Annotated in this window: 13 protein-coding genes; 7 read left to right on the top strand and 6 right to left on the bottom strand. The window is 63.4% G+C overall.

Features of this window, described 5'->3' with window-relative positions:
* Positions 1-68 precede the first annotated feature (68 nt).
* The 5 genes from LDN82_RS01790 (at position 69) to LDN82_RS01770 (ending at position 8,450) form a co-directional block, all read left to right on the top strand.
* Positions 69-1,511: an NCS2 family permease gene (locus LDN82_RS01790; RefSeq protein ID WP_224166152.1), complete on the top strand. Its 1,443-nt coding sequence runs from the start codon at positions 69-71 to the stop codon at positions 1,509-1,511.
* A 73-nt stretch (positions 1,512-1,584) separates the two neighbouring features.
* Entirely contained in the window at positions 1,585-2,544 is a 960-nt protein-coding gene (gene hutG / locus LDN82_RS01785) for a formimidoylglutamase (RefSeq protein WP_224166151.1), read from the top strand.
* Positions 2,545-2,600: 56 nt separating this feature from the next.
* Complete coding sequence (locus tag LDN82_RS01780; protein ID WP_224166150.1) at positions 2,601-3,089, top strand: hypothetical protein; 489 nt, start codon at positions 2,601-2,603, stop codon at positions 3,087-3,089.
* A 131-nt stretch (positions 3,090-3,220) separates the two neighbouring features.
* Entirely contained in the window at positions 3,221-8,125 is a 4,905-nt protein-coding gene (locus LDN82_RS01775) for an NAD-glutamate dehydrogenase (RefSeq protein ID WP_224166149.1), read from the top strand.
* A 103-nt stretch (positions 8,126-8,228) separates the two neighbouring features.
* Positions 8,229-8,450, top strand: coding sequence for a hypothetical protein (locus LDN82_RS01770; protein ID WP_216922352.1), 222 nt, complete (start codon positions 8,229-8,231; stop codon positions 8,448-8,450).
* 66 nt (positions 8,451-8,516) lie between these two features.
* On the opposite strand, the gene LDN82_RS01765 is transcribed toward LDN82_RS01770, so the two are convergent.
* From LDN82_RS01765 to LDN82_RS01755, 3 genes are all read right to left on the bottom strand, one after another.
* Positions 8,517-8,765 carry a hypothetical protein gene (locus LDN82_RS01765; RefSeq protein ID WP_216922354.1) on the bottom strand — a complete coding sequence of 83 codons (249 nt, stop codon included), beginning with the start codon at positions 8,763-8,765 and terminating at the stop codon, positions 8,517-8,519.
* A 197-nt stretch (positions 8,766-8,962) separates the two neighbouring features.
* On the bottom strand, positions 8,963-10,555 hold the full coding sequence (gene hutH / locus LDN82_RS01760) for a histidine ammonia-lyase (protein WP_224094925.1): 1,593 nt from the start codon (positions 10,553-10,555) through the stop codon (positions 8,963-8,965).
* A 4-nt stretch (positions 10,556-10,559) separates the two neighbouring features.
* Complete coding sequence (locus LDN82_RS01755) at positions 10,560-12,287, bottom strand: urocanate hydratase (protein ID WP_224166148.1); 1,728 nt, start codon at positions 12,285-12,287, stop codon at positions 10,560-10,562.
* A gap of 207 nt (positions 12,288-12,494) precedes the next feature.
* Between LDN82_RS01755 and LDN82_RS01750 the strand changes: the two genes are divergently transcribed.
* On the top strand, positions 12,495-12,968 hold the full coding sequence (locus LDN82_RS01750; RefSeq protein ID WP_224166147.1) for an SRPBCC domain-containing protein: 474 nt from the start codon (positions 12,495-12,497) through the stop codon (positions 12,966-12,968).
* Between the two features lie 23 nt (positions 12,969-12,991).
* Here LDN82_RS01750 and LDN82_RS01745 read toward each other — a convergent pair whose 3' ends face one another.
* The 3 genes from LDN82_RS01745 to LDN82_RS01735 all read right to left on the bottom strand — a co-directional run bounded on the left by LDN82_RS01745 (position 12,992) and on the right by LDN82_RS01735 (position 16,582).
* Positions 12,992-13,798 (bottom strand): IclR family transcriptional regulator, encoded by an 807-nt coding sequence (locus LDN82_RS01745; RefSeq protein WP_224166146.1) that lies wholly within the window; start codon positions 13,796-13,798, stop codon positions 12,992-12,994.
* 173 nt (positions 13,799-13,971) lie between these two features.
* Positions 13,972-15,594 (bottom strand): hypothetical protein, encoded by a 1,623-nt coding sequence (locus LDN82_RS01740; protein ID WP_224166145.1) that lies wholly within the window; start codon positions 15,592-15,594, stop codon positions 13,972-13,974.
* 1 nt (position 15,595) lies between these two features.
* Positions 15,596-16,582, bottom strand: coding sequence for an ABC transporter ATP-binding protein (locus LDN82_RS01735; RefSeq protein WP_224167437.1), 987 nt, complete (start codon positions 16,580-16,582; stop codon positions 15,596-15,598).
* Positions 16,583-16,769: 187 nt separating this feature from the next.
* Between LDN82_RS01735 and LDN82_RS01730 the strand changes: the two genes are divergently transcribed.
* On the top strand, positions 16,770-18,206 hold the full coding sequence (locus LDN82_RS01730) for an amino acid permease (RefSeq protein WP_224166144.1): 1,437 nt from the start codon (positions 16,770-16,772) through the stop codon (positions 18,204-18,206).
* The last annotated feature ends 71 nt before the right edge of the window (positions 18,207-18,277 follow it).

Genomic DNA, 18,277 nt, shown 5'->3' with positions numbered 1-18,277 from the left:
CGTTCCAGCACCCCACATTGGCGGGCATAGGATTTGAGAGCAAACTCCCCCGATCCCCGGAGACCTTCATGCTTAAACAAGGTTCTGCAATCGACCGCTACTTCAAGATCTCCGAGCGCGGGTCCACATACTCGCGGGAAATCCGCGGCGGCTTCGCGACCTTCTTCGCCATGAGCTACATCGTGGTGCTGAACCCGCTGATCCTCTCCGGGGCAGACTCGAGCGGAGCATCGCTCGGCTTCACGGCCGTAGCGGCAACCACTGCCTTCGTTGCGGGCATCCTCACGATCCTCATGGGCGCCTGGGCGAAGCACCCCTTCGCCGTGGCAACGGGCCTGGGAGTGAACGCATTCGTCGCCGTAACGGTTGCCTCCCACCCGGAACTGACCTGGCCGGACATGATGGGGCTGGTGGTGCTTTCGGGTGTCACCATGCTCATCCTGGTACTCACCGGATTCCGCACCGCCGTTTTCAGGGCCGTCCCGGAAGCGCTCAAGACGGCAATCGTGGTGGGCATTGGCCTGTTCATCGCCTTGATCGGGCTGGTCAACGCTGGTTTTGTCCGACGCATCCCGGATGCCGCCGGCACCACGGTCCCGCTGGGCCTTGGCGTGGATGGCAAGCTGATGGGCTGGCCGACGTTGGTGTTCGCTGTCGGCCTGGTCCTGACCATTGCGTTGGTGGTGCGAAAGGTCCGCGGGGCAATCCTGATCGGCATCGTGGTGTCCACCGCCCTGGCCGCCATCCTCGAATTCACGCTTCACATTGGTCCCAGCTTCGACGGTAAGAACGTCAACCCGCGTGGCTGGTCACTGGTGGCGCCGACGCTTTCCGAATGGGGCGCCCCGGACCTCTCCCTGATCGGCAAAGCCAACCCCTTCGGAGCTTTTGAACACCTCGGTTTCGTGGCTGCTGCGCTGTTGGCGTTCGTGATCCTCCTCAGCATCTTCTTCGACGCCATGGGCACTATGGTGGGCCTGGCCAACGAGGCAGGAACCGTGGACGAAGACGGCAACATTCCCAATGTGGACCGCGTCCTGCAGGTTGATGCCCTGGGCGCAATCGTCGGTGGCGGAGCCTCCGTTTCGTCCAACCAGATCTTCGTTGAATCGGGCGCGGGCATTGGCGAGGGCGCCCGCACCGGTCTCGCCTCCATTGTCACGGGCCTGCTCTTCCTGGTGGCCATGTTCTTCACGCCGCTCATCAACCTGGTCCCGTTCGAAGCCGTGGCTCCTGCGCTTGTGGTGGTGGGCTTCATGATGGTGTCCCAGGTTGGCAAGATCGACTGGCAGGACTGGGGCGTTGGCATTCCCGCCTTCCTGACTATCGCCCTGATGCCATTCACGTACTCCATTGCCAACGGCCTGGGCGCAGGCTTCATCTCCTACGTCCTGATCCGCACTTTCCAGGGCCGTGCCCGTGAAGTCCACCCCCTGATGTGGGCAGTGGCGGCTGCGTTCCTGCTGTTCTTTGGCATCGGAACTGTGGAGGAGTTGTTGGGCGTCAAGTAGCGATGTCCGGCATCCCGGACACTGCAGCACGCTGCAGCTGTTTTTTGGCCCGCTGGTGGGGTGTGCTTAAAGCATGGCTCCAAACACCAGCACCAACCCTTCCGTAGACGTCCTTCCCACACCATGGACCGGCCGCTTTGACGGCGACGGCGACGAACATCGCCGCTGGTGGCAGGTCGTCCAGCCCCTTACTTCCCCGGCCATTCCCGGCGCCTCGCGTCCCGCCGTCGTGCTGGGTTTCTGCAGCGACGCCGGAGTGCGGCGCAACAAGGGCCGTGCGGGTGCCTCCGCGGCTCCGGCCGCCATCCGCTCGGCGCTGGCTCCGCTGGCTTTCCACCTGGACCGTGACGTGTTCGACGCCGGCGACGTGGTTGTGGAGGACGACTCACTGGAAGAAGGCCAGCAGCGCGCCGGACGCGCCGTCTCGGAACTGCTCGACGCCGGAAACCTCACCGTGATGCTGGGCGGCGGCCACGAGACGGCATTTGCCAGCTACCTTGGCGTTGCCGGATCCAATGCGGTGCGCAGCGGAAAGCGCTTGGGTGTCTTGAACCTGGATGCCCACTTTGACCTGCGCGACGAGCCGACCCCGAGCTCCGGGACTCCATTCCTGCAGATGGCGCAGGAAGAAACCGCCGCCGGACGCGAACTGAGGTACGCCGTCGTCGGAATCTCGGAGCCCAACAACACGCGCACGCTCTTTGACACCGCTGACCGCCTGGGCGTGAAGTACTTGCTGGACGAGGACTGTTCCGCGGAGCGCGTCGAGACGTTCGTAGCCGATTTCGTGGCTGGAATCGATGTGCTGTACTTGACGATCGACCTGGACGTCCTGCCTGCTTCGGTGGCGCCCGGCGTCAGTGCCCCCGCCGCGTTTGGGGTGCCGCTGTCCGTGATCAGTGCCGTTTGCCGTCAAGTAGCGGCAAGCGGGACGCTGTTGCACCTGGACGTTGCCGAATTGAACCCGGAGTTCGATATTGATGGACGAACTGCGAAAGTGGCAGCAAGGCTGGTAAACACGCTGTTGGCATAGAGGCCTGTTCCCGGTCCCTGTCCTGCGTTTAGCCTGAGGGGAAGGGAAGGACGGCGATGGGCGCAACTCCTGTGCAGGACAAGTGGGCCTGGGTGGCAGGACCCGTTGCGGTCGCTTTGGGCCTTGCCGCACACGTCGTTTCCGGTGGGGGCGCCCCGGCGATGCCCGTTCTTCTGGGCTTCGTTGCCCTCTCGGCCTTGGCCGCTCAGCTGGTTGCCCGCTGGATCCATGGGCCCATCCTGTTGCTGCTGCTGTCCGGCGTGGCACAGCAATTGCTGTTCTTCGGTTTCGAGGCTTTGGGGGGTTCATTTTCCGGGGTCGGGTTCCTTGACCATCTGCACGGGCAGCCCCAGCAACCCGTGGCGGTTCCTGTGGACGGTCAGCCGGCTTCAGGGGAACTGCATGCTGGTGACCTGATGCTCTACACCCACGCAGCTGCCGCCATTCTCACCCTCGTGGTGGCCGCGGGCGTTTCGAGGCTGGCCAGACCAAGGGCAACGTTCCGTAGCTTTTCGGTAGCCGGGCCTCCGCGAGATGGCAGTTAATGCCAATGTCTTGCCCAAACACCGTCATCAACTGTCATCTCGCGGGATTTAAGCGATCATGAAATGAGGCGCATGGACTTTGCCGACCGCAGCAGCACGGCCGCTCCTTTGCGCAGCGGAGGCGCAGCGACATGGCACCAATTACGGAGCCGGCGGACGGATTCCTGACCGACTACTACGAGCACGTCACGGACGACGACGTCCGCAGCTACACAACTGAAACGTTGTTGGAACGGGCCCGCTATCACCGCTCGTTGGCAGAACGCCGTGAGACTGGACAAGCAGTCATCGGGGTCCTGAACGAAACAGATACCAGCCTGGTGGCAATCGTCACGGACGACATGCCCTATCTCGTTCCCTCCGTCACGGCCGAGATCTCTCGTGACACCGCTTCCATCCGGCTTCTGGTCCACCCGACTTTCAGCGTCACGCGGGACCCCGCCACCCACCGCCTGATCGATATCCACAGGGGACCCCACCGCGCGGGGCTGCCCACCGGCGTCGAACGTTCCGAAGATCATGCGCGGGCGACGCCGGCACCTTCGACGGACGGGAACGACGGCGGACGGCTCACGGAGGCGTGGATAGCGATCGAGATCCCCCGGATTCCGGACAACGCGAGCGCGGAGCTGCTGGTGGGCAGGTTGAACAAGGTCCTGGGTGATGTCCGGGCAGCGGCCGAGGACGCCGATGCCATCCACGAGGAACTGCTGCACGAAATCGGTGCACTGGAGGGGTCTGCGGCAAAAGACCGGACGGCGGGTGAAGCGCAGGAGCTGCTGCGGTGGCTGGACGACGGGAACTTTGTGTTCCTGGGATTCCGCGGGCGCCGCGGGCTCGGACTCCTCCGTGATGCGGCCGGTCCTGCGGCGCCGGGCGAGGTTTCCGGCCAGGTGCTTACACTCACCAAATCCACGCTTCGCTCAACGGTTCTTCGCCGTGCCTACCTCGACGAGATCAGCATTGCCACAGCGGACGGGAACGGCACCAACACCAGCGCGTGCACTTTTGTTGGCCTCTTCTCCCCCAGTTCAACAGCCCGCCCGGCCCAGCAGATCCCGGTCATCCGGGACACAGTGCAGGAAGTGCTGCGGGCCTTCGGCTACCCGGCGTCGTCACATCACGCCAAGGAGCTCCTTGCGGTGTTGGAGGCGTATCCGCGGGACGAACTGTTCCATGTTGATGCCGGGCAGCTGGCCATCCGTGCGCGCGAGATCCTCCGGCTCCAGGAACGCCATAGCACCCGGCTCTTTCTTCGTCCTGACTCCTTCGGCAGGTTCATGACAGCACTGGTTTTCCTCCCCAGGTACAGGTACAGCACGGCCGTCAGGCTCAACATCGAGCGCGAGTTGCGCGAGGCATTTGGCTCGGATGCCATAGAGTTCGAGCTTCGGTTGGGCGAATCCGCCATGGCTCGCGTGTTCTTCCGGATCCTTTTGCCACAGGACCCCTCACGGCACGAAGGTGCTCCGGCGGTGGTGGACGCGGCAGCCCTCGAGCAGAGGATCATCGCCGCTACGAGGTCCTGGGCGCAAGGCCTGGACGAGGCCCTCCAAACGAGGTATCCGCGGGAAGAGGCGGCCAGGTTGTCCAGGCAGTGGGCAGCCGCGTTTCCGGCCAGCTACAAGGCCGATTATGAGGTGGAGGACGCAGTTGAGGATATTGCCAGGTTCGAAAGTTTTCCGGCAGAGCCGGGTTCTGTGGACGAAGCAGATCCCCTCCTCACCGTTTACCAACGTCCCGGTACGGCAGTCCTCAGTGAGGATGCCCGGATCCGGCTCTACTTAACGCGCCCGCAGAGCCTGACCGAGATCCTTCCTTTCTTCCATAACCTGGGCTTGAAGGTCCTGGACCAGCGGCCTTTCGACGTTCATCGTGCCGACGGGCGGCAGTTCTTCCTTTACGACCTCGGCCTGAAGTATCCGCGCGGGCTTGACCCTGTAGCCACGGGGGATCTGCTGGCCGACGCGTTCTGTGCCGCGATGCGCGGTGACGCCGAGTCAGACGCTTTGGACGCGTTGGTCATCAAGGAGGGTATCGACTGGTGGCGGGTTGCCATCCTGCGCGCGTATGCCAAGTACCTCCGCCAACTCGGGAGCACCAACTCCTATGGTTTCATCGCTGACACACTCCGCGGGAACGCCCTGGCCACGCATGCCTTGCTTGAATTGTTCGAGGCAAAATTCAATCCTGACCGCTTCGCTCCGGACTTGTTTGAACCGGAACTCCTCAATTCCGGTCATGGCGAGCCAAAGCCGGCCAGGGGCGATCTGTTCGAAGAGGGAAGCAGCGAACTCAGCCACAGGACCCAGGCCGTTCATAGAGCCCGGACGAACCTGATGGAGGCCATCGACGCCGTCCCTGTCCTGGACGCCGACAGGTTGCTGCGTTCCCTGGCGAGCCTGGTGGATGCCACGCTCCGCACGAACTTCTATCTCAACAAGCCCTTCATCAGCTTCAAGCTCAACCCCGCCAGCATCCCGGCTGCCCCTGCGCCCCGCCCGAAATTCGAGATCTGGGTCTATTCGCCGCGCGTTGAAGGCGTCCATCTGCGTTTCGGTCCGATAGCCCGCGGTGGCCTTCGGTGGTCGGACAGGAGGGAAGACTTCAGGACGGAAATCCTGGGGCTCGTCAAAGCCCAGACGGTCAAGAATGCCGTGATTGTTCCCACCGGAGCCAAAGGCGGGTTCTTCCCCAAACGGCTCCCGGACCCGGCAGAGGACCGTGCTGCCTGGTTCGCGGAAGGTCAGGAAAGCTACCGGACATTCATCCGCGGGTTGCTGGATATCACCGACAACCTGGTGCCGGATCCCGACGGCGGAAGCAGCGGCCGCGTACTCGCGCCACCGCGGGTGGTGCGGCACGATGGCGACGACTACTACCTCGTTGTGGCCGCTGACAAGGGAACAGCAACCTTCTCCGACATTGCCAACGCCGTTGCCGGGGAGTACGGCTTCTGGTTGGGTGACGCCTTCGCTTCCGGAGGCTCAGTGGGTTATGACCACAAGCAGATGGGGATCACGGCCCGGGGTGCTTGGGAATCCGTGCGGCACCATTTCAGTGAACTCCTGGTGGATTGCCGTGCCGAGGATTTCACGGTGGTTGGCATCGGAGACATGAGCGGAGACGTCTTTGGCAACGGCATGCTCCTCTCCCACCACATCAAGCTCGTAGCCGCCTTTGATCACCGGCACATTTTCCTTGACCCTACGCCGAACCCCGAGGTCTCCTACGCCGAGCGGGAACGGCTCTTCAAACTGCCACGCTCCTCCTGGGCCGATTATGACCGCACCAAGCTGAGCGAAGGCGGCGGAATCTTTGCCCGGACGGAAAAATCCATCCTGATCACGGAACAAGTCCGGCTCGCCCTGGGGTTGGCTGAAGGCACGGATGCGAATGGCCAGCTGGCGATGAGCCCGCCTGAGCTTCTCCGCGCAGTCCTCACTGCCCCTGTGGACCTCCTGTACAACGGCGGAATCGGTACCTATATCAAGGCATCCACCGAGTCCAATGCCGATGTGGGAGATAAATCAAACGACGCCATCCGGGTCAATGCCGGGGATCTGCGCGCGCACATCATTGCCGAGGGCGGCAATCTTGGAGTAACCCAGCGCGGCCGGATCGAAGCAGCTTTGGCAGGCGTCCTGGTCAATACCGACGCGATCGATAATTCAGCCGGCGTGGATTGTTCGGACCATGAAGTGAATATAAAGATCTTCCTTGACCGCATGATCTCCGCAGGCAGGATGTCTGCGGCAGAGAGAACCGGATTCCTGCACTCGCTCCAAGACGAGGTTGGACGGCTCGTCCTGAAAACCAACGATGACCAGAACGTCCTGCTCCTCAATGACAAGCAATTGGCGCTGGAATGGAGCCCCAGCTTTGAACGGACCATGGATTGGCTCGAGTCAGTCACAGATCTGGACAGGGAACTCGAATATCTTCCCAGCAACGCCGAACTTCAAGCACGGGTCCTCACGGGCAAGGGACTAACCACTCCGGAACTCGCCGTTTTGGCCGCCTACGCCAAGATCGAACTCGCCCGCGAACTCACAGAGGGCGGTTTGTCGGATGATCCTTGGTTTTCTCAAACCCTTCGCGGCTATTTCCCCAAGCAAGTCTCGGAACGGTTCGGCGAACACCTCTCCACGCATCCCCTGCGCCGGGAAATCGTTGCCACGGTAGTGGCCAACGACATGATCAACATGGGCGGCATAGCGTTCGCCTTCCGCGCGATGGAGGAAACCACGGTTTCTGCCTCCGCGGTGGCCCGGGCGTTCGTAGTGATGCGGCAAATCTGGGACTTTGACGCCGTCACAGGCGCCATCGCCCAATTGCCGCCGAGCACTCCCCGCGAGCATGGAGCAGCCGTTGCCCTGGACATGCGGCGGTTGCTGGACCGGTCCGTCCGCTGGTACGTGACCCACGATTTCCGCGACAAGCCCATTGATGACGCCCTGGCACGGCTCGAACGGCCCATGTCCGTAATGCGGGCCAACTTCACGCGCTTCCTGCACGGCATCAACCTCGCCTACTCGCAGGAGCGCCTGGCCTACACCGATTCAGTGGGCATTCCCCACGCTTTGGGTGTCCGGGCTTCGGAACTGCTGGTCAGTTACGGCTTGCTGGATATTTCCGCGATCGCCGAGGAACTCCAGGAACCCGTTGACGCCGTGGCTGAGGTGTACTTCGCCGTCTTCGAAAGGATCTCGGCCATCCCCCTCCTGCAGCACATCACCATGCTTCCCCGGGACACTCACTGGGAGTCGCTTGCACGTGCGGCTTTGCGGGATGACATGTACCTGGTGCTCGCGGACATGACCAAAGCGGTAGTGCGGCACACGCCCCGGATCTCTGGTGCGGCGACTCCCACGACGTCAGACCCAGTGGAGCGAATCATGGACTGGGAACGTGGAAACATCGAACAACTGGCACGCGTCCAGGAGACCATCAAGGAGGCCATCAAGCCCGGTCCCGTGGACATTGCAGCGCTCTCCGTCGCGGTAAAGCTGCTTCGCGCCATGGTCCGGAGATGAGGCGTCGGTCACCAATACTGCCGGTCATCTTACAAATTTAGCGTCAAACGTCCTATGATTGACGGGTCGCCCTCGCATGCGGCAAGTAATAGGAGGCACCCAAATGACCGCTGCAATGACTGCAGAACGCGAAATTCGCCTGTCCTTCTCCAAGGCAGACGAGATCCACGACGGCCTTGAACGCGCCGTGGATGCTTTGATCAAGAACGCAGCAGCAGATGCCAACTGCGGCATTCTGGTGACCCGGCACGAGCCCGGCACCTACACAGTGGCCCTGGACGAATCCGTTCCCTTCGGCCAAACCCACGAAGTGCTCGCTGCGTAATAGTAGTAATTGCAGTTGTAGTAGAAAAGCAAAAAGCCGGGGCCCAAGCCCCGGCTTTTTGCTTCATTACGCCCGGCGGAGAGTCACGCCGTCGGACTTCATGAACAGTTCCTTGCCTTCCTCGGTGACGCCCGGCCCTGAGTGCTCAAGCCACACCACATTTCCGCTGCCGGAGACTTCCTCGATCAGCCCTGCCGCGATCACGTGCGCGTACTTGACTACCTCCACGCGCTCGCCAACCTTGAGTTGCCTCCAGTCCGAAACCGTAACCGAGTGTGCGTTTCGTCTGGAGAGGACTGCTCCACGTGCCTTCATTGAACTTCTACCCCTTTGTGGATGTTCGCTGTTGTGTATTGAGTTATGAACGGTTGACCGTCAAGCCCACGGCGTCGTTGACGTGGACGTGACGTACACCATAAGTTCTACTACATTTGTCACGCCCCGGAGATTGCGTTGCGAACAATTTCCGGGACGTGACAAATTTGCCCATCAAATGAGCGTTTTATTCGACGTCAGGCCAAAACCCCGACGGCGGATTCGGCGGCCGCACGGACCGCACCGGAGCCAACCAGGCGGTCAGCCGCTTCGAGTTCGGGCGACAGGAACCTATCGGTTCCCGGTCCCTGGACCACTTCACGAAGCACCTCAAGCACAGCCGTGCCGGCCGGGCCCGGGGTCAGTTCGCCGTCGGACATCTGCGTGCGCATGTCGATGGCGCGGGCGCTGGTGACCAGCTCCACGGCCAGGACGCGGCGGAGATTCTCCACGGCCTTGCGAAGCTTCCGGGCAGCATGCCAGCCCATGGACACGTGGTCTTCCTGCATGGCGGAGCTCGGGATGGAGTCCACCGATGCCGGCACGGCCAGGCGCTTGTTGTCCGAAACGAGCCCGGCCTGCGTGTACTGGGCGATCATGAGGCCGGAATCGACGCCAGGGTCGCCGGCGAGGAACGCCGGGAGTCCGTGCGAGCGGGCCGGGTCCAGCATGCGGTCCGTGCGGCGCTCTGCGATGGAGCTGAGGTCCGCGACGGCGATCGCCAGGAAGTCCAGGACATAGGCCACGGGCGCACCGTGGAAGTTGCCGTTGGACGTGACGCGGCCGTCCGGCAGGACAACCGGGTTGTCGATCGCAGCGGCAAGTTCACGGGAAGCCACCAGTGCGGCGTGGTCCACGGTGTCGCGGACAGCACCGGCAACCTGAGGGGCACAACGCAGCGAGTAGGCGTCCTGGACCTTGGTGTCGTTGATCCGGTGGGATGCGACGATGGGCGAGTTGGACAGCACGCGCAGCATGTTGTCCGCGCTGGCAGCCTGGCCGGGGTGCGGACGCAGGGCAGCGTGGAGCTCCGGCAGGAACACCTGGTCGGTGCCCAGCAGCGCCTCAACGCTGAGCGCGGCGGTGACGTCCGCCGTCGCGAGCAACAAACGGATGTCGGCGATGGCCATCAGGAGCATGCCGAGCATGCCTTCGGTGCCATTGACGAGGGCCAGGCCCTCCTTTTCCGCCAGCGTGACCGGTTCGATGCCGTGCTGTGCGAGCAGCTCAGCGACCGTCTGCTTACCGGGCACACCATAGAGTTCGCCGTCGGGACCGGTTGCTTCGCCTTCGCCCATCAGGACCAGTGCGCAGTGGGACAGCGGCGCGAGGTCGCCGGAGCAACCGAGCGAACCGAACTCGCGGACCAGCGGGGTAATGCCTGCATTGAGGACGTCCACCATGGTCTGCAGGACCACGGGACGGACACCCGTGCGGCCGGATGCCAGGGTCTTGGCGCGGAGGAACATGATGCCGCGGACCACTTCGCGTTCGACCGCCGGGCCCATGCCCGCTGCGTGGCTGCGGATCAGCGACTTCTGCAGCTGCGTGCGGAGGTCGTTGGGGATGTGGCGGTTGGCCAGCGCACCGAAGCCCGTGGAGATCCCATAAGCGGGGACATCGCTGGTGGCGAGGCTGTCGATGTGTGCCCGGACCTTGGCAACGTTATCCAGGGCCTCCTGGGAAATGGTCACCTTGGCGTCGTGGCGTGCGACGGCGACGACGTCTTCCGGGGTCACGCCACTGGAACCGAGGGTAACGGTGAGCTGTTCGTTCGATGTGATGGTCATGTTCTTACTTCTCGTTCATGGGGATGCGGACGCCGCGTTCGTTGGCGACTTCGACGGCGCGGTCGTAGCCGGCGTCGACGTGGCGGATGACGCCCATGCCGGGGTCGTTGGTCAGGAGCCGCTCGAGCTTCTCCGCGGCCAGGTCGGTGCCGTCAGCGACGGAAACCTGCCCGGCGTGCAGGGACCGGCCGATCCCCACCCCGCCACCGTGGTGGATCGAAACCCAGGTAGCACCCGAGGAGGTGTTGATCAGGGCGTTCAGCAACGGCCAGTCAGCAATCGCGTCGGACCCGTCGGCCATGGACTCGGTCTCCCGGTACGGGGACGCCACCGAACCGGAGTCCAGGTGGTCACGGCCGATCACGATCGGGGCCTTGACCTTGCCCTCGGCCACCAACTGGTTGAACAGCAGGCCGGCCTTGGCACGTTCGCCGTACCCGAGCCAGCAAATACGCGCCGGCAACCCCTCGAACTCCACCCGCTCCTGGGCCGCATCGATCCACTTGTGCAGGTGCTTGTTCTCCGGGAACAACTCCTTGATCGCCTCGTCCGTGACCCTAATGTCTTCCGGGTCCCCGGACAGGGCGACCCAGCGGAACGGGCCCAGGCCCTCGCAGAACAACGGACGGATGTACGCCGGGACGAACCCGGGGAACTCGAACGCCCGCTCATAGCCGCCCTTGCGTGCCTCATCACGGATCGAGTTGCCGTAATCAAACACCTCAGCCCCGGCGTCCTGGAACTCCACCATCGCCTGCACCTGCCGGGCCATCGAGGCCTGGGCCTTCTTCGTGAACCCTTCCGGATCAGCCTCAGCCTCCGTGTGCCACTCCGCCACGGTGATGCCCTCCGGCAGGTACGACAACGGGTCATGCGCGGATGTCTGGTCGGTGACCACATCGAAGGTCACGTCCCCGGCCTTGTGGCGGCGGAGCAGTTCCGGGAACACCTCAGCGGCGTTGCCCACATACCCCACCGACCAGCCACGGCGCTCGGCCTTCGCGGCCTGGACCTTCGCGATCGCCGCGTCCAGGTCCGTTTCAACCTCGTCCAGGTACCGCTTGCCCGCCCGGCGACGCAAACGGGTCTCGTCCACATCCACGATCAGGCACGCACCATCATTCAACGTCACCGCCAGCGGCTGCGCACCACCCATGCCACCACACCCACCGGTCAGGGTCAGGGTGCCGGCCAACGGGCCCTCGGACGAGCCCTCGGCGGCGGGGGCCGGGTGGCGTCCCTCCGCGGCGAGCTTGTTCCCCACCGCGGCGAATGTCTCATACGTGCCCTGCAGGATGCCCTGCGTGCCGATGTAAATCCAGGACCCGGCAGTCATCTGCCCGTACATCATCAAACCCTCAGCCTCGAGGCGGCGGAATTCAGGCCACGTTGCCCAGTCCCCCACCAGGTTCGAGTTCGCCAGCAGGACACGGGGAGCCCACTCATGGGTACGGAACACACCCACCGGCTTGCCCGACTGCACCAGGAGGGTTTCGTCCTTCTCCATCGTCTCCAGGGTGCGGGTAATCGCATCAAAGGCAGCCCAGGAACGCACCGCACGGCCAGTACCGCCGTACACCACCAAATCATCCGGACGCTCAGCAACCTCCGGATCCAGGTTGTTCATCAACATGCGCAACGGCGCCTCGGTCTGCCACGACTTGGCAGTAAGCTCAGTACCCCGCGCGGCCTTAACCGGACGGGCACCAGTAGTGAAATCGGCGGGTGCCATGATGACTCCTTCGTCTTTGGGAAGTGTGTAGTGGAAAGTTCTTCTGCTTCTACTAAAGCCCCTTTACGAGGCCCCAGGAATGGCTTTTCAACTGGTGCTGTCCGGGATTACAGACGCATGCCGCACTTCGCCGTTCCTCCGCCCAAGCGTCCTGATGAAGTACGGCCAGCCCTCGCATTCGCGCGAGAAGGAGCGCATGCTGGACCCATGGCAACGTTCCGAGTGACTACCTTGGTTGCGGCTCCGCCGGAGCGGGTTTTCGCGACCTGGACGGATCCGGACCGGTTCCAGGAATGGATCGGCGGAGTCACCCGCGTGACCGATCGCACCGGCTCGGTCGACCAGGTCGGCAGCCGCTACACGGTGTGGTTCGGACGGATGGCCAGCCCCACGGAGATCCTCGCCGTCGAACGGCCTTGGCACATCCGCACACGGTTCGGCAACGCGATCCTCAAGGGCGAGTCGGATGTGAGGTTTGCTCCCGAGGCAGGCGGCACGCGCATCCACCAGGAGTTCGTAACCCGGGGATTCATCGCGGCGATCTTCGGGCGGATTTTCGCCATGGGATCCTACCGGGGCAGCTTCCGCGGTGAGCTGGAGACCTTCCGCAGACTCGTCGAGCGCGAGGCCACGGAACCGGGCACGCTGAAGCCCGGCGAACCGAAGCCGCGTGGCGACTAGGGCGGATCGACTATGCGAAGGGCCTAGCCAGCCGGTCGTCCGTGAATGCGCACCGACAATTCGTCGGCAGCCTTGCGGATGCGCGCAGCCAGTACCGGCCATTGCTCAGCCGGCACTTTGTCCTCCAGGAACGTAACGGCGACTGCCGCCGTCGGCCATCCCACATGGTCAGTCACAGCGGCGGCGATAGAGCCGAATCCAGGCGTGATCTCGCCGTTTTCCGTGGCGTAGCCACGCTGCCGCACCTGGTCCAGATGGGAGGACAAGGCGGAGTACTTCATGATCGGGAATTCGACCTCGTGGCGCGATGTGAAGGCGGCGGCGTTCGGGTACAGGGCGCGAACCTGTGACTTTGGCAGGGCCGCCAGGATCGCACGGCCCGACGCGGTGAGGTGGCTGGGCAGGCGGACTCCGACGTCGGTCACCAGGCTTGGGCGGTTCTTGGCACGTTCCTCCACGATGTAAAGGACGTCGCGGCCGTGAAGCACGGCGAGGTGCGCGCTTTCGCCGATCGCGTCCACGAGCGAGGCCAGCATGGGCCGGCCGAGACGCGACAAGGGCTCCTGCCGCGAATAGGCCGAGCTGAGCTCGAAGGCGCTGATGCCGAGTCCATAGCGCTGCTCTTCGTGCAGATGCAGGACGAAGCCGTTGGCCTCCATGACGCCGAGCAGGTGGTAGACGCTGGAGCGGGGCAGGCCGAGCGCCGTCGCAATGTTCGACGCCGCCATCGGCCCCCGGCGCGAGGCCAGAAGTTTCAGGATGCGAAGCGTATTTTCGGCGGCAGGGACCTTGGACGTGGCCTTGCCTGGTGCCAGTGGCGTGGTTGTCATGGTTCCTCACTGCTCAAGACTGCTGAAGGGGACACCGTCCAGCCTCTCCCGGCCCGACGTGTCCGGTATCCCGTACTCAAGCGTGCCCTCTTAAGCGGCGCGGCGCCAGCCCGCACTTCCACTACGGTGTCTGAAATACCAGACTTAACTATTGTCCTCTGCTTGAGGGCGGTTCAGGCAGTGCCAACCTCTCGACGCCGTACGGCAACGAACGCGAACACCACAAGCGCCGCGCCAATCCCGAGCATCCAAAAGCCGCCGCTCCAATCGGTTCCGCTGGTGGTAACCACTGGCGAGTGCGTAAACGGAGACAGGTCCCTGAGCGACTTGTCGAAGCCAAGCATTCCGCCGTAGACCCCCAGCACCACGCCCAACGCCAGCAACGCCCAGCCCGCCGGAACAGTAGCCCGCGGAAAGGTCACAAAAACCGCCGCGGGCAACGCCAGGTAGAGCAGGGCAGCCGGGATTTGAGCCCCGGCGGTTTCCCATACGTTGCCCACTTCAACAACTGATTCACCGGAGACCAGCAAGGAATACCAGGCACCGAATGCCGCGAACACCATAACGAGCACCACCGAGGCCGCACCAAGGCCGAGGAAGCTGCCAAACCAACGAATCCGCCCCAGCGGTTCCGAAAGCACCAGCTCGGCTGTGCCCGCCACTTCTTCCTGCCGCAATCGCAGAACGGCCTGGAGTCCGCAGGCCGCCGCCAGGATGCCACCAATTTCAAAGAGGACAGCGATGACCAGCTGCGTCATGGATGTGCCTTGCGCCTCGATCATGGCCCTAAGGATCGCTGTGACGGAGGAATTCGTGATGCTGACCTGCTGGATGGCAGCGCCGAGGGCGCCGGTGAGCAGCCCTGCGATGAACCCGCCAATGCACCAGCTGACGATAGCGCCCTGCTGGAGTCGTAGTGCCAGGGCGAAGGGTCCGCGGAGTGAGCGGCGGGCGTCCGTCCGGCCACGACGTCCAGCCAGCACGCTTGCGCCAACATCGCGCCTGGACATGACGACGGCGGTAAGCGAGGCGCATGCGACGCCAAGGCCCAGCGGAAGCAGCAGGGGCCACAATCGGTTTCCGGTGTAGGCAAAAGTCTGTTGTCCCCAACCGATGGGCGAAACCCAGCTCGGCCAAGCTGCCGTGACAGTGAGGCCGTCCTGGCTGACCTCGCCGGTCGCGTCCCCGAAACCACGCAAAAGATAGGCGGCAACCACTAGCCCTGCCGCCGCTCCGTTTGCCCCACGCGAGGTGCTCATGAACTCGGACGCGAGCAATCCGACCGTGAGAAAAGCCAATCCAATGGCTCCGGCCGCAAGACCGGCAACCAGCGAGCCCGCGGCATCGAGCCCGCCGGCCACAAAGCCGAACGTGACGGCTGCGGCCACCAGTACGTTTGCAGCGAGCCCATGAGTCATGGTCGCCGCAAGCGGCATCCAACGTCCCGCAGCCGTGGAGGCGACGAGCTCGGCACGGCCCGCTTCCTCTTCGGCGCGCGTATGCCGCACCGCCAGGAAGGTATTCATCAAACCGGCAAGGACACCCAGGAAGGCGAAGATCTGGAAAAACGTAAACGCGTCCAGGGCAGGGCCGCGGACGAAGCCGCGGAGTATCAAGATAGCCGGGGTGGCCGTGGCAATATGCAGGATCTCGGCGCGGGAAGCATCGTCACCATATGCCGACGCCACCGCTGTTGTGGCGAAATAGGCGAGTGCACCGATGGAAGCAACCCAGCTCAGGAGCTGCCAACGATCGCGGCGGAGTCGTTGCCAATACAGATCCACGAAGCGGTTCATCTTAGAGGCCCGTCTTGGCGGGCGGCCGACGCCGCCGATGGTGAGTGCCGCCGTCGGCCTTCACTTCTTCTGTTTGGGATGGAAGGGCAACGCCATAGTGCCGGAGGAACAACTCTTCAAGCGACGGTGGAGCGACCAGGAGGCCCTGCACACCCAGACGGCCAAGAATCGGCAGGACCTCGTGGACACGATCCGAATCGGCGCTGAACTTGACCCGCCCTGCGGCCACCGTGAGGTCGTGGACCTGGGAAAGGCTTTGGAGGGCCCCGAGATCCACCTGGTCCTGCGCGAAAGAGATCCCGGTACGCGTCAGGTGACGCAGGGAGTCAAGCGTCCCGCCGTCCACTATTCGGCCTGCGCGGATGATGCTCACACTGTCGGCCAGCTGTTCCACCTCGGAGAGGATGTGGCTGGAAAGGAGGACAGTAGCTCCCTTCTCACCGACGAGCCTGCGAATCTCGCGGGTAAAGACGGCCTCCATCAGGGGATCCAGACCGCTTGTCGGCTCGTCCAGAAGGTAGACCTCGGCGTCGGCAACCAGGGCTGCGATGAGCGCAACTTTCTGGCGGTTTCCCTTCGAGTAGGCACGGCCCTTCTTGGTGGGGTCAAAGTCGAAGAGCTGACACAAACGCTCCTTTCGGCGTCGATACTCCGCCCGATCCGTCCCGCCGTCACGAAGCCGGGAAAGGAAATCGATGGTCTCTCCCCCTGAGAGATTCGGCCAGATGCTGACGTCGCCCGGGACGCTGGCAACACGCCGATGCAGTTTGACGGCGTCTGCCCATGGGTGCATTCCGAGGACGCTTGCACTGCCCGACGAGGCCCGTGCCAGGCCCAGGAGAATACGCAGCGTGGTGGACTTCCCTGCACCGTTGGGGCCGAGGAAGCCGTGGACTTGCCCCGCAGGGACTTCGAGGTCGAGGCCGTCCAATGCCTTGACCCGGCCGAAGTTCTTATGGAGATCGACGGTCTGGATGACAGGGTCCATGGAGCCGACGTTACGCAGGATCAGCGTCCCTGTGAAGGAAGGGAGCTGGCCCGGCCCGGAGCGAGGCTGTGACTCCTGTCGCACTGTCTGCGATCAAAGACACCAAACCCCCGTGAGGCCAATCACAAGGCCGCCAAAAGTGATGTGCTGGTTAGCGATCCCCTCCCAAAGACGAGAAGGTTTTACCATGCAACAAACCACGCTGGCTTCGAAGGACACCGTCCTCCAAGCCGCCGGTACGGCACTGAGCCGTGGCCTCAACGTCCGCCACATCCGCTTCATGGCACTCGGATCCGCAATCGGCACAGGACTGTTCTACGGTTCCGCGTCCGCCATACAGAAAGCCGGCCCGGCCGTCCTTCTGGCCTACATCGTCGGCGGCGCAGCCGTCTTCATGGTGATGCGTGCGCTCGGCGAAATGGCCGTCCGGCACCCCGTGTCCGGCTCGTTCGGCCAATACGCGAGCAAGTACCTTGGACCGTTCGCCGGCTTCGTGACCGGCTGGACGTATGTGTTCGAGATGGCCATTGTCGCAATCGCCGATGTCACTGCCTTCAGCATCTACATGGGCTTCTGGTTCCCGCAGGTGGACCGCTGGATCTGGGTCCTCGCGATCATTCTCTTCCTGGGTGCCATGAACCTGTTGAGCGTGAAGGTCTTCGGTGAACTGGAGTTCTGGTTCTCGCTGATAAAGGTGGTGGCCATCATCGCCATGATCGTCGGAGGCGCGGCAATCGTCGTCTTCGGCTTCCAGACGGGCGACGGCGGCGGTGTGGCACCGGGGTTGGGGAACCTGGTTCATCACGGCGGTTTGTTCCCGAACGGTTTCGAAGGGCTCCTGGCCGCGTTCGCCGTCGTGATGTTTGCCTTCGGCGGGATCGAGACAATCGGCATTACCGCTGGCGAAGCAGCCGACCCCAAGAAGGTCATTCCGCAGGCAGTCAACACTGTGCCGGTCCGCGTCCTGTTGTTCTACGTCCTGACCCTGGGCGTGTTGATGAGCATCTTCCCGTGGAACGAAATCGGCAGCAGCGGTAGCCCGTTCGTGCAGATCTTCGACGGCCTGGGCATCCCTGCTGCACCGCACATCCTCAATGCCGTGGTCATCACTGCCGCGCTGTCAGCGATCAACAGCGACATCTTCGGGGCCGGCCGCATCCTGTTCGGCCTTGCCCAGCAAGGTCATGCTCCGAAGAGCTTCGGCAAGATCTCCCGGCACGGCGTCCCCTGGATGACCGTGGTGATGATGGGCGGCATCCTCCTTGTGGGCGTCGTGTTGAACGCTGTGATCCCGGAAGACGTGTTCGTGCTGATCGCCTCGATAGCCACGTTTGCCACTGTGTGGGTCTGGGTGATGATCCTTGGTTCGCACGTTGCCATGAAGCGGGAGATCAAGCGCAAGGGGCTTGCCGCGTCGGAATTCGGTTCGCCCCTGTGGCCGGCAGCCTCCATCCTGACCATGGCGTTCATGGCCATGGTGATCGTGATCCTCGGGGTCTTCGAGGACACGCGGGTTGCACTCTACGTCGGCGGCACATGGCTCGTGCTGCTGTTCGTCGCTTACAAGCTATGGGTCCGCGGTGGCGGCCTGCGACGTGCGGAGCTCGTGGACGAAACCGTCTAGGAACCCCGCGCCCAAGTGACAGTTAATGCCAATGTTCGCGCAGAACATTGGCATTAACTGTCACCTCGCGG

Origin of the sequence: Arthrobacter sp. StoSoilA2, from assembly GCF_019977195.1 — a bacterium.
In the GTDB taxonomy this organism is placed as follows: Bacteria; Actinomycetota; Actinomycetes; order Actinomycetales; family Micrococcaceae; genus Arthrobacter.
The sequence above is the reverse complement of the archived record's forward strand: the minus strand, read 5'-3'. Positions and strand labels throughout refer to the sequence as shown.

Coding starts and splice junctions, on each gene's coding strand:
- LDN82_RS01740 (WP_224166145.1), bottom strand. CDS start 15,594: ATGAACCGCTTCGTGGATCTGTATTGGCAACGACTCCGCCGCGATCGT.
- hutH (WP_224094925.1), bottom strand. CDS start 10,555: ATGACCATCACATCGAACGAACAGCTCACCGTTACCCTCGGTTCCAGT.
- LDN82_RS01770 (WP_216922352.1), top strand. CDS start 8,229: ATGACCGCTGCAATGACTGCAGAACGCGAAATTCGCCTGTCCTTCTCC.
- LDN82_RS01790 (WP_224166152.1), top strand. CDS start 69: ATGCTTAAACAAGGTTCTGCAATCGACCGCTACTTCAAGATCTCCGAG.
- LDN82_RS01745 (WP_224166146.1), bottom strand. CDS start 13,798: ATGACAACCACGCCACTGGCACCAGGCAAGGCCACGTCCAAGGTCCCT.
- LDN82_RS01780 (WP_224166150.1), top strand. CDS start 2,601: ATGGGCGCAACTCCTGTGCAGGACAAGTGGGCCTGGGTGGCAGGACCC.
- LDN82_RS01765 (WP_216922354.1), bottom strand. CDS start 8,765: ATGAAGGCACGTGGAGCAGTCCTCTCCAGACGAAACGCACACTCGGTT.
- hutG (WP_224166151.1), top strand. CDS start 1,585: ATGGCTCCAAACACCAGCACCAACCCTTCCGTAGACGTCCTTCCCACA.
- LDN82_RS01730 (WP_224166144.1), top strand. CDS start 16,770: ATGCAACAAACCACGCTGGCTTCGAAGGACACCGTCCTCCAAGCCGCC.
- LDN82_RS01750 (WP_224166147.1), top strand. CDS start 12,495: ATGGCAACGTTCCGAGTGACTACCTTGGTTGCGGCTCCGCCGGAGCGG.
- LDN82_RS01775 (WP_224166149.1), top strand. CDS start 3,221: ATGGCACCAATTACGGAGCCGGCGGACGGATTCCTGACCGACTACTAC.
- LDN82_RS01755 (WP_224166148.1), bottom strand. CDS start 12,287: ATGGCACCCGCCGATTTCACTACTGGTGCCCGTCCGGTTAAGGCCGCG.
- LDN82_RS01735 (WP_224167437.1), bottom strand. CDS start 16,582: ATGGACCCTGTCATCCAGACCGTCGATCTCCATAAGAACTTCGGCCGG.